The sequence below is a fragment of the Paenibacillus senegalimassiliensis genome (assembly GCF_001486585.1).
GTDB classification, from domain to species: domain Bacteria; phylum Bacillota; class Bacilli; order Paenibacillales; family Paenibacillaceae; genus Fontibacillus; species Fontibacillus senegalimassiliensis.
This window is the reverse complement of sequence record NZ_LN909046.1, coordinates 218,467-236,491: the sequence shown is the minus strand read 5'-3', so window position 1 is coordinate 236,491 and position 18,025 is coordinate 218,467. Positions and strand designations below refer to the sequence as shown.

The following is an 18,025-nucleotide window of genomic DNA, read 5'->3' as shown; positions in this document are numbered from 1 at the left end:
ACTAATCCTCCTTCTTGAACATGCCGGTAAAGGCCAATTGAGTCAGATTAATGACCATAGTAATCACGAGTAGAACAATACCAACGGCTGCCGCGTAACCAAGATTGTTCTTCTCAATCCCTTGCCGATATAAGTAGCCCACGATGGTCAGGCCGATATTTTTGGGTGAGTTGTTGCCGTTCCATAACATCATGCTCTCAATGAACATGGCCAGCCCGGCATAAATACTAATGGTAAGCACATAAATCGTTGTTGGCTTAAGCAGAGGCATCGTAATTCTGGCAAAACGCTGAAAGGGGGAAGCTCCATCTATGGAAGCGGCTTCATAATACTCGTCAGGGATGTTCTTCAGACCCGCCAGGAAATACAGCATGTTAACCCCGGTCCATCTCCAGGTTGCCAAGGCTATCAAGGCAATAAATCCCATCACTTGCCCTTTCAAGAATTTAAGGGGCTCGATGCCGAACCAACCTAAGACACTGTTGATCAGCGAGCCCTCCATTTCACCAAACATCAACCGGAAGATCGTCCCGGCAACAACGACTGAGGTCAGGGCAGGAAAGAAAAACGAGGATTTAAAAAACTCCCTGGCCCACATAAACTTATGATTGATCAGAACGGCGAATAACATGGGGAACGGAATGAGGATTGCTAAAGTCAATATCATATAAATTGCACTATTGATGACAGCCTTGAGGAAAATACCATCGCCCATTAACTTATCGTAGTTGTCCAGGCCCACCCAAGCTGCTTCCTGACCCAACGTTACCTTCTGGAAGCTCATCAGGGCGGAGCTGCCCAGCGGGTAGACCCAGAATACCAGAAAGACCAGCACGAACGGAACGACGAACACATAAGGGGCAACCTTCTGTGAGTACAGGAATCTCTTAACCATTATTTCAACTCCTGCTCGATCTGGGCCTGAGCATCCTCCAAAGCCTGCTTGACATCCTTGCCATCCTCAAAAATTTCGTTCAGCGTCACCGTACATAAGACATTATTAATCGTTGGCGAAGCCGAGACCGATTTGATTAATTGAATCTCATCCTTAATCTCATTGAGCACGTCAAATGGATTGTTAACGAAATATTGCACGAACTGATTGTCTTCATTATGCGTGACATCCTTCATATCCCACACATCCATATTGATGGGATCGAAGCCGAGCGTATTCCAGATCTCGATATTGGCATCCAGGGATAGCTTGGCATAAGCGATGAACTCCTTCGCTAACTGCACATCCTTGGCGGTCTTGGACACGACGGTCGCCGTCCCGCCCCCACCGTAAGAGCGAGGCATGCCTTCTTCCATCACAGGCAAGGGAGCAATCGCAATTTTCCCGGATAGGTCCTTCATGTAGTTGGTATAGCGAGACATTTGCCATAATGGCATGAACGCGCTAACGAAATTACCCGAATTGTACTCCCCGTAAGCTTCCTCGGTATCCGGCTGCCCACCGGCAATCGTCGTAATTACGTTATTGTCCTGCAAATCCTTTAGCATCGAGAGACCTTTGACCAGAGCCTCCGAGTTCACCTGAGGGTTACCGGCATCATCCGTAAAGTCGGCCCCTTGCTGCGCCAGCAGCATGGAGGATTGCCAGGTCGCGCTGGTATCCGCCGTCCCCATGGTCTTGCCTGTCTTCTCGTAAACCTGAATGCCGGCCTGCTTGAAGTCCTCCCACGTAACGATGGTCTTGTAATCTACTCCGGCCTCTTCCAGAACTTCCGTATTGTAAAAGGCGACGGTTGCCCCAACATGGGTGGAAAGTCCATAGAGAGTCCCTTCCTTGCTGTAAAGGTCCAACTGCGACTGGACCACGGTTCCTTGATAAGGCTCCGCCACATCATTCAGCGACTCTAGCTGCGGTGTGCCCTGCATGAAGTCAGGGTATTTCCCAAGCTCGATATCGGCGATATCCGGAGCTCCCACGCCCGTCTGCACCGCGATGGACAGCTTGTTATGCATGTCGTCATACGGCATTACCGTCACATTCAGCTTAATCTGGCGATCCGGATTGGCCTCATTCCATTTCTCAAGCATTTTCTCGAAGTGCTGGCCATGTAGTTCAACAAAGGTCCAATAGGACAACTCGGTTGCACTCTCACCGGCCCCGCCGTCCAGCACCGAGGTCTCCCCTCCCGACGCTGGCGTTGATTTACCGCAGCCCCATAGGAAGGTGACCATGGACAAGATAATGAGCAACACCAAACCTTTACTTTTCATAAAGACCCTCCCTGACATTTGAAATTCCACACTTCTATCTACAGTTGGTTTCCCTCACGTCCGCCTGTTTGTGATAAGCCCGTGCAGCTTTGTCTGATAGTGTCTGTTCAAAAGGTTAGGTTTTCAGCATCAAGAAGGTTGAATCAGCCGAATCACATTCCAGGAAGCCTTGCTCAACCGGGCTTTGACATAGCCGCTATCACATTTCGCATCGCCACCGCCGTGCGGCCGCACCTGTTCCTGATCCGCCGTATTAACGGCTTTCAAGTCGTCATGCTCCAGCACAATATGTTCTGCCACACGATATCCCTCGAAGCCACGAATGTCGCAGTCCAGCTCCAGACTTTCCTGCAAATGCCGGTTAACAGCGAAGATCGTCAGTTCTCCCTCCGCTTCATTGTAGACGACTGCACTGTCCAGATAAGGAACGTCAGTGTAGTCCTGGGCATCGTATACTGGTGAATCGACAACGGGTTGCAGTGCAACCCCCCGCCCATAAGCTGATACATGCATGTATGGATAGAAAATCGTCTGCTTCCAGGACCGGCCTCCGTTCTCCGTCATGATTGGAGCAATGACATTGACCAACTGGGCCATACAAGCCATCTTCACCCGATCAGCGTGACGCAGGAACGTAATCAGCATACTGCCGACCAGCAGGGCGTCCTCGAAATTGTAGATATCCTCAAGCTGCGGTGGCGCTACGCCCCATGGCTCAATCTGGCTATCGGCATGATTAGAGTGATACCAGACGTTCCATTCATCAAAGCTGAGGTACATCGTCTTCTTGCTTCTCTTCTTGGCCTTCACATAGTCACAGGTCGCAATGACCGTCCGGATAAAATGGTCCATATCCATCGATCTCGCCAAATAGTTGGCGGAATCATGGTCACGGTTGCCATAGTATTGGTGTAAAGAGATATAGTCCGCAACTTCATAGGTATGATCCAGAGTAACTGCCTCCCAATCAGGGAAGGTTGGCATTGAGGAACTGGAGCTTCCACAGGATACTAGCTCAATATCGGGGTCCAGCAGCCGCATGGCTTTGGCCGTCTCATAAGCCAATCTTCCATATTCCTGCGGTGTCTTCTGCCCCACCTGCCACGGTCCATCCATCTCGTTACCCAGACACCAGGTCTTGATCACATGCGGTTGCTCATAACCATGGCTGCGACGAAGATCACTCCAATAACTACCGCCAGGATGATTACAATATTCCAGCAGGTTTCTCGCAGCATCAACTCCTCGTGTACCCAAGTTGACTGCCATCATAACCTCGGAGCCTACCTCCTTGGCCCAGGCAGCAAATTCATTGGTGCCGACCCAATTCGGCTCAACCGTTCTCCAGGCCAATTCCAGGCGTTTTGGGCGTTCTTCGACAGGGCCAACCCCGTCTTCCCAGTTGTACCCGGATACGAAATTCCCTCCCGGATAGCGGATAATCGGAACATTCAGTTGCTTGACCAGTTCCTTCACATCGTTCCGAAACCCAAGCTTGTCGGCCTCGGGATGGGAAGGCTCATAAATTCCCCCGTATACCGCACGGCCCAAATGTTCAATGAAGGACCCATAAATTCGCTTATCCACTTCTGCAATTCTAAAGGCTTTGTCGATCACCATTTTTGCTTTGGATGCTGCTGACAAATAGATCACCTTCCGTTTAGTAAAATGTTAAATGATTTGAATATTACTAAATGAATCCGTTTACAGGTATAAAATAGCATAAGGAGATATCGTTGTAAATATATAAACCTAAATCTTTTTAAACTTTAATAAACCTATTAAGCGTTCTATTGTGAACACTATTTTGTATAATATATAAGCCGTGCTATTAAATATGCCTATTAAATCTAAGGCTTTTGATTTGTTTCTTTATTAAACGGCTCAGTTAGTTTATAATAACCTAAAATAAAACAAATCAGATTTACGATCTCCTATCGGAAGAGAGTTGACTATAAAATGATTTATATTAAAGATCTTATGAGCGGCATTGATATTTTCAAGGCATTAAGTTCCGAAATCAGAATTCAAATTCTCCAATTACTTGCGGACAACCAGTCTCTGAACCTGAACGATCTGGCAACCCGGCTAAATTTGAGCAACGGAGCCATTACGATGCATATTCGCAAGCTGGAGGAAAGCGGATTAATTGAAATCAACACTTCAGTTGGCAAGCATGGTATCCAAAAAATCTGCTACCTCAACAAAGATAAACTGATGGTTGATCTGCGCAGCAAGGATGTGGAAAATCTTTACGAGGTGGAGATTCAAGTTGGTCATTATAGCAACTATCAGGTTGTCCCTACCTGTGGTCTGGCAACCAAAGATAGTATTATCGGCGATTTCGACGATCCAAGGTATTTTGCCGACCCGCAGCGCATTGATTCGGACATTATCTGGTTATCCGAGGGTTTCCTGGAATACCGTATCCCTAATTACCTTAAGCCCAACCAATCATTCCGTGAAATCCAGTTCTCGATGGAGCTAGGCTCAGAAGCCCCCGGATTTTGCGATAATTATCCCTCCGATATTTACTTTTATCTAAATGGAGTAGAGATCGGTTTCTGGACCAGTCCGGGCGACTTCGGAGACATTCGAGGCACCTTTAATCCAGAGTGGTGGCCACCTCATCTGAACCAATACGGAATGCTGAAGCTGATCCGGATCAATCGGGATGGAAGCTTTATCGATGGTTGTCGCATTTCCGATGTCACCCTTGACCAGATCAATCTGGATTACAAGAGTGAGCTTACCTTCCGAATTGCCGTGACCGATAAGCCGACCAACAAGCGTGGGCTAACGATCTTCGGCCGCAACTTCGGCAACTATAGCCAGGATTTGCTGGCACGGGTTCTGTATGACGTGCATCAGACGTAATCGTAAGATGTTTTTCACCTGCATAAAGAAGTTCTTCGTTTCCACTTCTATAAGTGGTTATGAAGGGCTTCTTTTTTATTGATTTAGATCAAAGCCGTTCTCCGCGTCCAGCGGTAAACTGAACCCATAAACCACATAGGGAGGGTTTCACAATGAGTCATATGACTTTTCAATTAGAAACGGTATCTTGCCCAAGCTGCATCAACAAAATCGAAGGCATGCTGAGCAAGACAAAGGGTATTCAAAGGGCAGAGGTAAGATTCAATACTTCGAGGGTCCGGGTTGAATTTGATGGGAACATCGTATCCTCTAGCGGAATTGGAGCGAAGATCGAAAAGCTGGGCTATCGTGTCTTGTCCGGAATGTAAAGGAAAGGGGGGAATTTCGGTGTTGAAGTGGAACCAGAAGCAGACTGTGCAAATTTCCGCCTTACTTATTGCCGTCTCCTTCGTTCTGATGAAATGGTTGGGAAATGAACCTGTCACCATTGCCTTGATGTTGACAACAAGCGCTGTAGCCGGGGTCTCCATTTTCAAAAAAGCTATAGCCGCTCTTCGCTATCGCATCATAGGCATCGATACTCTCGTCACCCTCGCTGTCATTGGGGCAATAGCCATCGGAGAGTATTGGGAGGCGGCTGCCGTCACCTTCTTGTTCACGCTGGGCAATTATCTGGAAGCCCGCACATTGGAGAGAACACGCTCTTCCATTCGCGCCTTGATGGACTTGGCTCCTGATATTGCAAGAGTCCGGCGGGATGGAGGTGAGACCGTAGTCTCTCCCGAAGAAGTCCGCTTGGGCGAGGTGGTCATCGTCAAGCCTGGAGAGAAAATTCCGGTGGACGGCACCGTGATAGAAGGAAACGCCTATGTAAATCAAGCTGCCGTTACTGGAGAAGCACTTCCGCTTAGCCGCAAGGCCGGGGAGATGGTATTCTCTGGAACAATTATCGAATCGGGATATCTGCTGGTCTCAGCAGAGCGTGTCGGGAACAATACAACCTTTGCCCGGATTATGCACCTGGTAGAGGAAGCACAGGACAATAAGGCCAAAGCGCAAAAATTTCTCGAATCCTTTGCCCGCTACTACACCCCTGCTATCATGCTGCTTGCCGCCCTGCTTCTCATCGTAACCAGAGATGTTCACTTGGCGCTCACCATTCTGGTCATTTCTTGTCCCGGAGCCTTGGTTATCTCAACTCCAATCTCTATCGTCGCTGGTATTGGAAACGGGGCGAAGCACGGGATTTTGTTCAAGGGTGGAGAAGTCATGGAGAAGCTGGGCGCCGTGCGTGCCATTGCCTTTGACAAGACAGGAACCCTCACCGAGGGTAAGCCCACAGTCACCAAAGTTACCACTTACGGCATCGACGAGCTCACCTTGCTACGTCATACAGCTATTGGCGAGGCCTATTCGGAGCATCCGCTTGCTGCGGCCATCGTGGCCGAAGCCAGACTTAGGAATGGCGGGCCAATTCAGGGGATGGCCGAGCAAGTTCGTATAATTACAGGTCAAGGAATTTCTTTTCTCTATCAAGGACGCGCTTATTACGTAGGCAACCGCAAGCTCTTTGCCCATAAGGGCTGGAACACGGAAGAATACGAAGCTTATTTGCAAAGCGAAGAGCAGCAAGGCCAGACCGTAATCATGGTAGGCACGGAGGCCGGAATACTGGGGATGATCTCAATAGCAGATACGGTTCGATCCGGGGCAGCCAAGCTGGTTACCAGGCTGAGGGCACAGGGAATCTCCAATATGACCATGCTTACCGGGGATAATGGTCGGGCAGCTCAAGCCATAGCGGGGACGACAGGACTTGACGCCTGCTATAGCGAGCTACTCCCGGAGGATAAGGTACATATCCTCAAGCGCTTGGCTCACCGACACGGTTCCATAGCCATGGTGGGTGATGGGGTAAATGATGCCCCCGCGCTAGCTTCAGCCGATTTAGGCATCGCCATCGGTGGCGCAGGGAAGGATGTTGCGATGGAGACTGCGGATGTGGTGCTGATGGGCGGAGATATTGACAAGTTATCCTATGCCGTAGGTCTAAGCCGTGCTGCGGCACGCAATATCAAGCAAAATATCTCCTTCGCCCTGCTGGTAGTTGGCCTGCTCCTCACAGGCGTCCTGCTCCAGACCGTGGATATGTCGATAGGCATGCTAATTCATGAGGGTTCAGTGCTTCTCGTCATCCTGAATGCCATGCGGTTATCCCGATATGGTCGAATAACGAACAAACGCGAGACTTGAAGCAGCCTGCTCCAGGTTCTCGCGTTTGTCTATGTCTTAAGCTGTTACGTTCAACTCTACAGATATTGTATCCCGGCTGTTCCCGCCGACCTGCACGCTTACCTTGCATGGCTCAGCCTTAAAGTTCATCTCCCGGTTCCAAATCCCCAGTTCCTCCCGGCCCAAGGTAAACTCGACTGTCCGCCGTTCCCCTGGCTCAAGCGTCACTTTGGCAAAACCCTTCAATTCAGCAAAGCGCCGGGTAATTCCGGACTCGGTAGCCTGAATATACAACTGGGCCGTTTCCGTACCGATCACAGCACCGGTATTCTGCACTTCTACGCGAACGGTTACTGCTTCATCGCCTTCCAGCTCTCCCGCAGATATCGCGGTACGCGACAAGGACAGGTTCGTATAGGCGAAATCCGTGTAGCTCAAGCCGAAGCCAAATGGATACAATGCCGCCGACGGCATATCGACGTATACACGTGGCCGCGATGGCGTCTTCTGGTTGTAGTAAACCGGCAATTGTGCCGAAGAACGTGGCAACGAGACTGGCAGCTTGCCACTTGGCTGCTCTTGTCCGAACAGAACTTCAGCCACTGCCCGTCCCCCCTCCGTACCTGGATACCAGGCACAGAGGATAGCACCACAAAGCTCCTCAATGTCGGTTAGCGCATGCGGCCGACCCTGAATAATGACAGCGACAACCGGCGTGCCGGTAGCGGCTACCGCTGCGGCCAACTCGCGTTGAACGCCGCCAAGCGATAAGTCGGCCAGGTCCACGCCTTCGCCACAATCCATCTCCGAAGGACTCCCTTCGGAGAGAATCGCTGCACCGTTGCTGTCGAAGTCGCCGCCGAACTGGCGCGCACTGCTTCCGCCCAATACCAGGACTGCAACATCGGCTCCCTTCGCGGCTTCCACCGCTTCCGCGATGCCCGATGTAGACAGATCGCGAATGCCGCAGCCAAGCGCGTGTACGATTTCCGTGCCTTGCGGAGCTAATGAGCGAATGCCTTGCAGCACCGTCGTCCCACTCCCCTCCGGCTGTACGCTGGTATAATCGCCCAATTGATTGTATAGACGATCCGCATTTGGACCTATAACCGCAATACGGCGAGGTGAAGATGCGAGCGGCAGCAAGCTTGCTTCATTCTTGAGCAATACCAGCGATTCTCTGGCAATTTGCAGATTAACCGCTTGATATTCCGGTCTTCTGGCCGCTGAGCCAGACTCGGAAACATACGGCTGGTCGAATAAGCCCAACCGGAATTTAAGGCGCAAGACACGTGCCACGGCACGGTCCAGATCCGCTTCCTTGACTAAGCCCTGCTTCACCGCCTCTTCCAGCGTTGAGAAGGCCGTATCCCACAGGCTGAGGTCCACGCCGGACTTCAAGGCCAGCGCCGCCGCAGCCTCATAGCTGCCAGTCAACGTTAATAGGCGATCCACAGCCTGCCCATCGGCCATGACAATGCCATCAAATCCCCATTCTTCACGCAGAATGCCCGTCAGCAAATCCGGGTTAGCGTGGCATGGCACGCCATCAATCTCGTTGTAGGCGGCCATAAAGCCCGCAGCACCAGCCAAAGCCCCGGCCCTTGCAGCAGGCAGATGGATCTCCCGCAGCTCACGCTGTCCAATGGCAGCCGGACCCGCATTACGGCCTCCCTGGGCAGCCCCTTGAGCACATAGATGCTTCAGGACGACTGCCAGCTTATCCGTCCCGGCCAAATGCTGTGGATCGTCTCCTTGCATACCGCGCACCGCAGCTTCGGCAAACTGCGAGGCCAGATATGGGTCTTCGCTAAAGCATTCCTCTGAACGGCCCCAACGTGGCTCTTGCAGCATATCAAGCGCAGATACCAGACCGATATGTGCACCGCGGCTGCGAATTTCTGCGGCCATCATGCCGTAGGCCTGCTTCATCAATTCCGGATTCCAGGTTGCGCCTGCGCCCAGATTGACGGGCAGCAAGGTGCCATCCAGCGCCTGGTGTCCATGCGGACACTCCTCGGTTAACAGCACAGGAATACCCAGCCTTGTATGTTCAAGCACATAGCGCTGCACTTCATTTGACGCCTTGGCACTCTCCTTGGCCGTAAAACCGTTGGTATAGTTGACTCCGGACCAGGGATCACTGCGGAACAAGCCGTACAAGGCTCCCATCCCGCCCCCACGGGCCACCTCGTCCTTGAATGCGTCAGTCAATTCGAAGTGTTCACCTTGACGAACGTAGGCATCCCAACCATACATCCGTTGGTTAAGCTGTCCTACCTTTTCTGCAATCGTCATGCGTTCCAGCAAATCTGCAATCCGCTCCTCCAAAGGAGCAGATGATTGTTTGTATTTCTCCATGTGCTGTTTCCTCCCGTATGTCGATACTTTACGTGATTATTCATTTGTCTTCTGATGATAATGACGTTCTTGCATTTCCGTGCCCTCCGGAGCCGTATCCTTACCGACACGCAGCCCCCGATACTCCTTCGGGGTCATGCCTGTGTGCAGCTTGAAGACAGAGACGAAATACTTGTATTCCTTATAGCCGACTTTATCAGCAATCTCGAACACCTTGTCATGGGTCGTGGCCAGCAGGTCTTTAGCCTGTTCAATTCTCATTTCGTTCATATATTCCGTAAACCCTCTGCCAGTACTTTGCTTGAAAATATAACTAAAATAACTCGGCGTAATCTTCAACCAGGCAGCAACTTCAGAAGCCTTCAGGTCGGTACGGTAGTGATCGACGATAAATTTCTTGGCCTTCTCTACGACCCAGTAGGATTTGTCCATCCCCGTCTTGTCAATCAACTGCTGCAAGGCCTGCATGTCCTCCATGACCACAGCCTCCAGGCCGGCATAGGAATTATAAATATTCGGGTCCGGCTGTCCGGGATGACCGTAATCAAGCCCTGTCATCCCACTTTGACGCAAGCGTTGGCGAAGCAGGGCGAAGGCCTCCTCATAAATCTTCCATATTTCCGGCAGTAGATAACCTGAGTCACGGAAGAAACGGAACATCTCAGCAACGATGGTCTGTACCTCCTGGCGATCCTGCTTGAATAAGGCTGAGACGAGCTTTTTCATAATGGAAGCTACATCCAGTCCTGCAAGCTTGCGTTCAGTCATAACCTCTGTGTAATCCCGTAATGTAATGACCTGACACTTGCCCAGCACTTGTAGTTCAAGCAATTTCCCAGCCTCTGCACATCGCTGCGCAGTGTCCTCCAGGTGACTGTAAATCGCCGAGGCACCGCCAAAGATAAGGCCTGCTTCTGCTGGAGCCAGAGCCTCTATGGATTGACCCATCAAGCTATCCCATAATGAAGAATCCAGCGGTTCATCCGCAACCATTAAGGTAATCAAGAGGTTTTCATGATCGAAGACAGAGATGGCCTGAGAGAGGCGCTGCTTCAAGCGACGTTGCAAGCCATCAACCCAAGCCTGTTGCAGATCCTCATAGGACTCAGCATCCATGCCAGCGAAGCGTTCGCGGAAATCGGCAATTTGGGTAGCTAGAATTCTATATTGAACGCCGGCCAGCGAAGTTGGCGGCTCCTGTCCATAAGCAGAACCATGACGAGCAACACCAGATAGCCATGATAGAATTTCACGCTCAGCTTTTTGCCTAACCTTTTCCCGGATTCCCGTTACAATTCCACTTACAACAGTAGTAAGCTCTTCGATATCTACCGGCTTGAGCAGGTAATCATTGACCCCCAAACGGATGGCCTGACGGGCATAGCCAAAATCCTCATAACCACTGATCATGACAACCTTCACATGAGGATGATGCAATTGAAGCTGTTCGGCAAGCTCCAGTCCGCCCATTCCGTCCATTCGAATATCGGACAGTACCAGGTCGACATCATACTTCTCGACCAGCAACAACGCCTCTCTGCCATCAGAAGCCTCGCCAACCACTTCGACCCCACACTCGGCCCAATTAATAGTATAGCGCAACCCCTCACGAATCACAGCTTCATCATCAACAATGAGCATTTTAATTCGCATTGCGTTCACCTCCCAAATGATTGGCCTCTCTGAAGGGAATGCGAAGACGTATCCAGGTTCCCTTGTTCGTAGTCTCCACCACTTGCAATCCATAATCTGCTCCAAAAAATATGGACAACCTGTCATGAATGTTAAGCATGGCCCCTTGTCTGACCAGATTCGTTCGCCGCTGCTCCATCGCCATACGAATCTTCTTCACCCGCTCCGGGGCCATACCGTGACCGTTGTCAATTACATCAACCCAAACCTCATCCCCCGTACTATAGCAACGTACTACCACTTCATTTTGCACATTTTTTTGGTGCAGTCCGTGCTTGACGAAATTCTCCACCAGCGGCTGAATCGTCGCCTTGAGCATCGCGGCTTCCTCCAGACCCGACTCCACATAAAGCGCATATCTGAACCGCTTCACTCCAAGCCGATGCTGCTGCAAGTACAGGTAGGAACGAGCGAATTCCAATTCCTTGCGTAATGTCGTTTCGTAACTGCCCGTACCCAGGCTGGAACGGAAAAATTTCGACAACATCTCAATTAACTGACTTGTTCGTTCTGCCTTCTCCAGACGAGCGGTCCAGCGAATCATATCTAGCGTATTATAGAGAAAATGAGGGTCCATCTGATTTTGCATCAGCTTCAATTCCGATTCCCGTTCACGAAGCTCCAGCTTATATTTGTGCTCGATCAATTCCCGAATGGTCTGGACCATCTCATTAAATTTCCGGTTCAACTCGGCAATCTCGTCGCTTGATCCAACGGGGACATAGGCATTGAAATCCCCATTGGCCACTCGATTCGTCTCCTTCTTCAATCGTAAAATCGGACGAATAATAGTATAGTGAAAGCCGATCAAGGCAGTGAGCCCAAGTAACAGAATGGCGATCAGGATGAAGAGCATCGTCAGCTTGACCCCGCGAAATTCCGCAGCCACCTCCGACTCCGGAATAGCAGCGATGATCTTCCAATCCGAATTCTCCACTTGCTGATATACGATGAGCTGCGGAGTTTGATTCGCCTTATAGGTGAAGCTTCCTCCAAGAGATAGCAAGTGGTTCCTGAACTCATCGGATTGTAAAGTCCCCTCCACTAAGGGTCCTGCCGATCCCAGTATGATTTGTCCTCCCGAGCCTACAATGAACACATTCCCTGTGCCTTCTTTGAAAATCCCCTTCTCCAGCAGCTTCACAATGCTTGCTTCATCCAGGCGAATAATTAACTGTCCCAGCGGTGTCGTGACCTGACTATAAGAGTTAAGGACTCGAAACATCGACAATACACGCACATCGCCATTCCAGTCACTGTGCAAAGAATAGCTATTGGTCCAGACGATCCCGCCCTTCCGCTCCTTGGCAGCCTGTTGCCATTTCAGCTCATCTCCGTTAAACGGCTCACCCATTTGAATATAGCTGCCGTTATACCCCACCACCTCAATGGAACGAATATATCCCTTGGACATCAAATGAAAGCTCAGAAAACCCTCGATATTATTTTTATAATTCGCTCTGTGCTCGCTGGTAAGCGGTGGAGAGGGCCTCAGAAAATTACGCATATCCGGACTGAGAATCAAATAATTGGCCATATCCTCCACCATCTTGTTTTGCTCGCCAAGTTGATTTGCCACATTATCCAGATTACGCTTGGTAGAGTTAATGAATTGATCTCTGAAAATGACATTAAATTGATGTTGCACCACCACTCCAACGCCAATCGTTGGCAAAATGACAAACAACAGAAAGATGATAAGCGCCTTACGCTTCAAGCCAATTCCACCAAACGCCTTTCTGTAATAGGTCATCCTGCCATCTCCTCCGTCGTACGTCTACCTCTCTAATGCAAATGGACCGCCTGTGTGCCACCCTCTTATTCTTGAGGATGGCTTACAGACGGCGCAGATTAAATTTTACCCTTTTACCGCTCCTGCTGTCATACCTGTTACAAGCTGCTTTTGCAGGAGTAAATAGAAGATAATGATAGGAATAAGAGCCATTGTTAACGCCGACATTTGCAAAGTCAGATTCGCCGTTTCGATGCCGACAAAGTTCGCCAAGCCCAGCGGTAATGTCTTGAGATCCGATGAACTTACCAGCACTAATGCAAACAGGTACTCATTCCAATTATATATGAAATTTAGAATGATGACGGTGGCCATGGCCGGTCTTGTTATCGGCAATATAATCGACCAGAAAATTCGGTAAATTCCCGCACCATCCATCACACCCGATTCTTCAAGATCCTTGGGAAAACCTCGCATAAATCCTTCCAGGATGATGATTGTCAAGGACAGGTGGAAGGCAGTGTAGGGAAGAATGAGAGCTAAGTGGGTATCAAGGAAACCTAGCTTTTGCATAATTAAGAAAATAGGAATCAGGGTAGCATGAATGGGTACCAGCATCCCGAGTAGAAACAGGCCGTAGGTCAGTCCTCGAAGCTTGAACTGAAACCGTGATAGAAAGTAGGAAGACAACGCCCCGAGCAGAACAGTAATAATCAAAGCTGCAAAGGTAACTAATAAGCTGTTCAGAAAGTAAACATTCATATTGGCAATTTTCCACGCCTCTGCGTAATTGGAGAATTGTAGGGTTTCAGGGAAAGAGAAGGGGTTACGGGCATATTCCTGCTCGGTTTTGAAGGAATTAACTACCATCCAGAATAGTGGAACTATATTCAAGATAGCCAACAAACTCAAAAATACATAGGCAAATACGCGAAAACCAAGCGACTTATTATTCATGATGTAATCCCACCTCCTTAAGCATCTTTTTCTCTCCCCAAACGATTGATCAATGAAATGACAACCAGACTAAACAACAGAATTAGTACAGATACCGCACTACCATAGCCGAAGCGCATATTCATAAAGGCACCATTGTACATATAGATGGTCATTACCTCGGACTGATGAGCCGGACCTCCGCCTGTCAAAATTTGAATGAGGTCAAACACCCGGAATGAGTTACTAATGCTGTATACAATGCCGACCATTAAAGTGCTGCGAATCATCGGAATTGTAATGTAGAGGGTTCGTTTTAACCCCGTAGCCCCATCCAGTTCAGCGGCCTCGTTCACTTCTCCCGGTATGTTCTGGAGAGCAGCCAGAAAGATGACCATATACAAACCGCAGTTTTGCCAAATGTAGGCGATACTTATGGATAGCATGGAAAAACGATAATCACCAAGCCAATTTTGCTGCCAGCTCTCAAGCCCGAAAACACCCAGCAAGTTATTTAGCATGCCGTATTCGGTATTATAAATCATCCCCCAAATCAACGACACCATGACGGAAGAGATAACGACCGGCATAAATCCAACGGTACGGAAAAATCCGGAGCCTTTAAGCCCGCGATTCAGCAAAAGCGCCAGCAGCAGACCCAGCGGGATTTGCCCCACCAGACCCGTAATCATAATAATGACGTTATTCTTGACGGACAGCCAAAAGATATCATCCGTTAAAATTCGTGAATAATTTCTAAATCCTATAAACTCCATCGCTCCGATGCCGCTCCAGTCCATCAGAGAGTAATAGATTGACAAGCCGATGGGAACGATTGCGATCCCCAGGTAAATGATCAAGGCTGGCAGTAAACCGATAAAAATCGCCAGCTTCGCTCCACGCAGCGTATGCATATCAGGGGCCTCCTTCATGTCAGTTCTTGCTTCACACCCGATGAAAGAAGAAAACCCGAGGCTCGGGTTTTCTATCCAACATCGATTTTGAAGCCGTGCTGTTCTTTCGTTTTGTTGCTATTTAGTTCATATCGTCCAATGCTTTTTGCACATCCTCAGCCAGTTTTTCAGGAGTTGTACGTCCCATCATCATCGCCTGCAAACCATTTTGCAGTACGTCGACCACCTGAGTTGGAATCAAAGCATCAAATACAGGAGACATGCCACCACTGGTGAGGGCTAACATTTCCTTCAGGTATGGGCTAGCATCCTCAGGAACTTCAATTTTTGCCGGTACAACCACACCATTACGGGCAAGTTCCTTGTACAGGTCCTCACTTACAAAGAACTTAAGGAATTCTTCGGCTGCCTGCAATTTCTGCTCATCGAGCCCACTCTTAATGCCAATCCCAAACTGCATAATACCCGAGCTCTTCTTCGGATCGCCCTTCCCACCTTCTACGCTCGGGAAGAGAGCGATGCCATACTTATCTCCTTCTTCATTGTTCATACGAATGCGTCCGTCTACTGTGGCCGAGGAAATATGCATAGCTGCCTTACCTTGAATCAGATAATCCTGACTTTGTACCGAATCCATATTATTAGCATCTGTATTAAAGGCTCCAAGCTTTGTCAGTTCATCAATTACAGCCAGCGCCTTCACAAACTCAGGATCTGTAAACTTAGCCTTGCCCTCGAGGACAGCCGGCAAAAAGTCGCTTCCTGTAAACCGATCTCCGATACCCGAAACGTAGGTCGATTGGAGAGGCCACTGCTCCTTGTTCCCTAAGGAGATAGGGGTAATTCCCGCTTCTTTCAATTTAGTGATTACATCAATAAATTCATCATAGGTCTCCGGGAACTTGTCATAACCAACCTGAGCAAACATCTCTTTATTGTAATAAATGATATCAACAAAATTTTGCTTTGTTGGAATGGCGTACTGTTGACCATCCACATTGAATCCGCTTAAAGCATATTCCGGCAAAATAGTTCCCCAATTGTCCATTAAATTATTGATTGGCTGAAGTAAATCTCCGGCTACGAGCGGTTCCAGATCCGCACCAGGCCAAATGACATTGATATCGGCGAGATTGTTAGCTGCTGCCAGCGTACGTAACTTCGTCTTGTATTGCGCAGACGGCACTCCGTCCTGCTTGATAACAATGTTCGGATGCTGCTTCTCAAATTCGGCAATCCGCTCCTTGTATATCTCGTTATCAACATTCGGTGTAGTCCAAGGGTGCATCATATTTAATGTAATGGTTTGACTCGCACCGGAATCACCAGCACCGCTGGTACTATCGGTGTTGTTGCTGCCACATGCCGCAACAAACAAGGTTAACGCAGCAAGCAAACCAAGCATTAACGTTTTTCTACTTCTGTTTCTTGTTTTCATTGTACAACCCTCTTTCTTTTGTTTTTTCATTCCTCTTCAATTAAATAACAGAATATGATTGTTTATATATCTTCATCTGTCATATTACTTATTATAAATGGTCGTCATCTTCCCCCATATCCCAATTTCCTACGATTTTGTCCAAAAAATATAGGTAATTTTAATGTTTTTAGTCAAAAACAATACTTTAAATGTTATATATTATAACACAATAATTCAGTAGGCTGATTGATCTAGTCAACTGCTATCGCTTCGGTTTATTAGTAAGCGCTTCCTAAATGCTCTGTACAAAAACGTGATGAACAATCAGAAATCTACTGTAGCTTGTTCATCACGTTTTAGATGATCAGGGATTAGTTCGAATCTTTCAGAATGTGGTCGACCAATTCTTCCACCGGTACAGTGGCCAACGCAATCGCGGTATCAGTCACCCCGTAGTAGATATAGAGCAGACCGTCCTTCACTACATTCCCTGTCGGGAACACGACGTTGGGAATTTGATAGCCAAACTTCTCATAGTACGTCTCCGGCTCCATGATGAAGTTATGCGTTCGTGCAATCACTTTCTCCGGATTCTCCAAATCCAGCAGCATCGCCCCTACCCGGTACACGATCTCATCATCCACCCCGTGGTACAACACCAGCCAGCCCCGGTCCGTCTTAATCGGCGGGGTGGATCCCCCGATCTTCCGCGATTCCCACGTCATATTCTCTGCCTTCGCCAGCAGCTTCGGCTCTTCCCAGTGAATCAGGTCTTCCGAGTACGTGATCCACATCGCGGCCTTCTCCGTGCCATACTCCTCGCCGATGTATTCCTCTGGACGGCGCAGCAGCACGAACTTCCCGTTGATCTTCTCCGGGAACAGGATGTTGTCCCGGTCGTTGATGTCCAGCGGCGTCGTATCGGCGACAAATTCCCAATCAATCAGGTTCTTCGAGGACAAAATCGACGAGCGGGTCAGCCAGTGCCCTTCCTCTTCTCCCCAGCCGTCCGGATATTCCGGGATCGAACGCTCCGGTACGCCCCGGCCGGTCGGGTAATAGCTCATCGCGCAAGGACGCAGCGCGTAGTTCAGGTAATACGTATCATCAATCTTGACGATACGCGGGTCCTGTACGCTGCCATACGGGAAGCCCAGCATGTCCGGGGTCACGATCGGCTCGTCCTTCACATGCGTGAAGTGTACTCCGTCCTCGCTCTCCAGCAAGCCCAGATAGTTCTTGCAAGGGGTTAGTGAACCCGCCGTCCGCTCGATCATATAGAATTTATCATTATCCAGAATGACGGCCGGGTTAAATACGGTCACCATTCTCCACTCATATCCACCGGGTACTACAATGGGGTTCTCCGGATGTCTTGTAATTTTCATCTCTTCTGCCTCCTCATGTAAGCCCTTTATTCCTTCTATTAATGTTATTATAGCCTTGACTTCCAGGATGAAATATCCCTTAAAGTTTAGAAAACATCTGAATATTGCTGATGGTTTTTCGCCCCCCCCATAATCCTGAGCCATAAGAAGCGAAAAGCCTGACACGACGCGTAAATTCAAAGAAACTTACCATTAAAAAGGCTCTTCGGAAGCAGGATTATCCCTGCCCGAACAGCCTTCACTTTTT

The 18,025-nt window shown here is 49.1% G+C and carries 13 protein-coding genes; 3 read left to right on the top strand and 10 right to left on the bottom strand.

Features of this window, described 5'->3' with window-relative positions; genetic code table 11:
• Position 1 precedes the first annotated feature (1 nt).
• The 3 genes from BN3279_RS15115 to arfA form a co-directional block, all read right to left on the bottom strand.
• Positions 2–895, bottom strand: coding sequence for a carbohydrate ABC transporter permease (locus BN3279_RS15115; protein WP_059052014.1), 894 nt, complete (start codon positions 893–895; stop codon positions 2–4).
• Positions 895–2,226: an ABC transporter substrate-binding protein gene (locus BN3279_RS15110; RefSeq protein ID WP_059052013.1), complete on the bottom strand. Its 1,332-nt coding sequence runs from the start codon at positions 2,224–2,226 to the stop codon at positions 895–897. The genes BN3279_RS15115 and BN3279_RS15110 overlap by 1 nt, the downstream gene beginning before the upstream one ends.
• Positions 2,227–2,355: 129 nt before the next feature.
• Complete coding sequence (gene arfA, locus BN3279_RS15105; protein WP_059052012.1) at positions 2,356–3,870, bottom strand: arabinosylfuranosidase ArfA; 1,515 nt, start codon at positions 3,868–3,870, stop codon at positions 2,356–2,358.
• 315 nt (positions 3,871–4,185) lie between these two features.
• On the opposite strand from arfA, the gene BN3279_RS15100 reads away from it, so the two are divergent.
• The 3 genes from BN3279_RS15100 to BN3279_RS15090 all read left to right on the top strand — a co-directional run bounded on the left by BN3279_RS15100 (position 4,186) and on the right by BN3279_RS15090 (position 7,356).
• A complete protein-coding gene (locus BN3279_RS15100) occupies positions 4,186–5,103 on the top strand; it encodes an ArsR/SmtB family transcription factor (RefSeq protein ID WP_059052011.1) in 918 nt (305 codons plus the stop codon).
• Positions 5,104–5,255: 152 nt separating this feature from the next.
• Positions 5,256–5,471, top strand: coding sequence for a heavy-metal-associated domain-containing protein (locus BN3279_RS15095; RefSeq protein ID WP_059052010.1), 216 nt, complete (start codon positions 5,256–5,258; stop codon positions 5,469–5,471).
• 19 nt (positions 5,472–5,490) lie between these two features.
• Positions 5,491–7,356, top strand: a complete 1,866-nt coding sequence (locus tag BN3279_RS15090; RefSeq protein ID WP_059052009.1) for a heavy metal translocating P-type ATPase — start codon at positions 5,491–5,493, stop codon at positions 7,354–7,356.
• Between the two features lie 36 nt (positions 7,357–7,392).
• Here the strand turns inward: BN3279_RS15090 and BN3279_RS15085 are convergent, their stop codons facing one another.
• The 7 genes from BN3279_RS15085 to BN3279_RS15055 all read right to left on the bottom strand — a co-directional run bounded on the left by BN3279_RS15085 (position 7,393) and on the right by BN3279_RS15055 (position 17,778).
• Positions 7,393–9,696, bottom strand: a complete 2,304-nt coding sequence (locus tag BN3279_RS15085) for a glycoside hydrolase family 3 N-terminal domain-containing protein (RefSeq protein WP_059052008.1) — start codon at positions 9,694–9,696, stop codon at positions 7,393–7,395.
• A gap of 36 nt (positions 9,697–9,732) precedes the next feature.
• Positions 9,733–11,349, bottom strand: a complete 1,617-nt coding sequence (locus tag BN3279_RS15080; protein ID WP_059052007.1) for a response regulator transcription factor — start codon at positions 11,347–11,349, stop codon at positions 9,733–9,735.
• Positions 11,339–13,141: a cache domain-containing sensor histidine kinase gene (locus BN3279_RS15075; protein ID WP_059052006.1), complete on the bottom strand. Its 1,803-nt coding sequence runs from the start codon at positions 13,139–13,141 to the stop codon at positions 11,339–11,341. Before BN3279_RS15075 ends, BN3279_RS15080 begins: the two co-directional genes overlap by 11 nt.
• A 105-nt stretch (positions 13,142–13,246) precedes the next feature.
• Complete coding sequence (locus tag BN3279_RS15070) at positions 13,247–14,077, bottom strand: carbohydrate ABC transporter permease (RefSeq protein WP_059052005.1); 831 nt, start codon at positions 14,075–14,077, stop codon at positions 13,247–13,249.
• Positions 14,078–14,094: 17 nt separating this feature from the next.
• Positions 14,095–14,970, bottom strand: coding sequence for a carbohydrate ABC transporter permease (locus BN3279_RS15065; protein ID WP_059052004.1), 876 nt, complete (start codon positions 14,968–14,970; stop codon positions 14,095–14,097).
• Between the two features lie 121 nt (positions 14,971–15,091).
• Positions 15,092–16,408 carry an extracellular solute-binding protein gene (locus BN3279_RS15060; protein ID WP_059052003.1) on the bottom strand — a complete coding sequence of 439 codons (1,317 nt, stop codon included), beginning with the start codon at positions 16,406–16,408 and terminating at the stop codon, positions 15,092–15,094.
• A 353-nt stretch (positions 16,409–16,761) separates the two neighbouring features.
• Positions 16,762–17,778, bottom strand: coding sequence for a glycoside hydrolase family 130 protein (locus tag BN3279_RS15055; RefSeq protein WP_059052002.1), 1,017 nt, complete (start codon positions 17,776–17,778; stop codon positions 16,762–16,764).
• Between the last annotated feature and the right edge of the window lie 247 nt (positions 17,779–18,025).

Bases quoted from the DNA above. Each gene is read 5' to 3' on its own strand.
- BN3279_RS15070 (WP_059052005.1), bottom strand. From the start codon at position 14,077: ATGAATAATAAGTCGCTTGGTTTTCGCGTATTTGCCTATGTATTTTTG.
- BN3279_RS15055 (WP_059052002.1), bottom strand. From the start codon at position 17,778: ATGAAAATTACAAGACATCCGGAGAACCCCATTGTAGTACCCGGTGGA.
- BN3279_RS15085 (WP_059052008.1), bottom strand. From the start codon at position 9,696: ATGGAGAAATACAAACAATCATCTGCTCCTTTGGAGGAGCGGATTGCA.
- BN3279_RS15115 (WP_059052014.1), bottom strand. From the start codon at position 895: ATGGTTAAGAGATTCCTGTACTCACAGAAGGTTGCCCCTTATGTGTTC.
- BN3279_RS15100 (WP_059052011.1), top strand. From the start codon at position 4,186: ATGATTTATATTAAAGATCTTATGAGCGGCATTGATATTTTCAAGGCA.
- BN3279_RS15075 (WP_059052006.1), bottom strand. From the start codon at position 13,141: ATGACCTATTACAGAAAGGCGTTTGGTGGAATTGGCTTGAAGCGTAAG.
- BN3279_RS15060 (WP_059052003.1), bottom strand. From the start codon at position 16,408: ATGAAAACAAGAAACAGAAGTAGAAAAACGTTAATGCTTGGTTTGCTT.
- BN3279_RS15110 (WP_059052013.1), bottom strand. From the start codon at position 2,226: ATGAAAAGTAAAGGTTTGGTGTTGCTCATTATCTTGTCCATGGTCACC.
- BN3279_RS15065 (WP_059052004.1), bottom strand. From the start codon at position 14,970: ATGCATACGCTGCGTGGAGCGAAGCTGGCGATTTTTATCGGTTTACTG.
- BN3279_RS15080 (WP_059052007.1), bottom strand. From the start codon at position 11,349: ATGCGAATTAAAATGCTCATTGTTGATGATGAAGCTGTGATTCGTGAG.
- BN3279_RS15095 (WP_059052010.1), top strand. From the start codon at position 5,256: ATGAGTCATATGACTTTTCAATTAGAAACGGTATCTTGCCCAAGCTGC.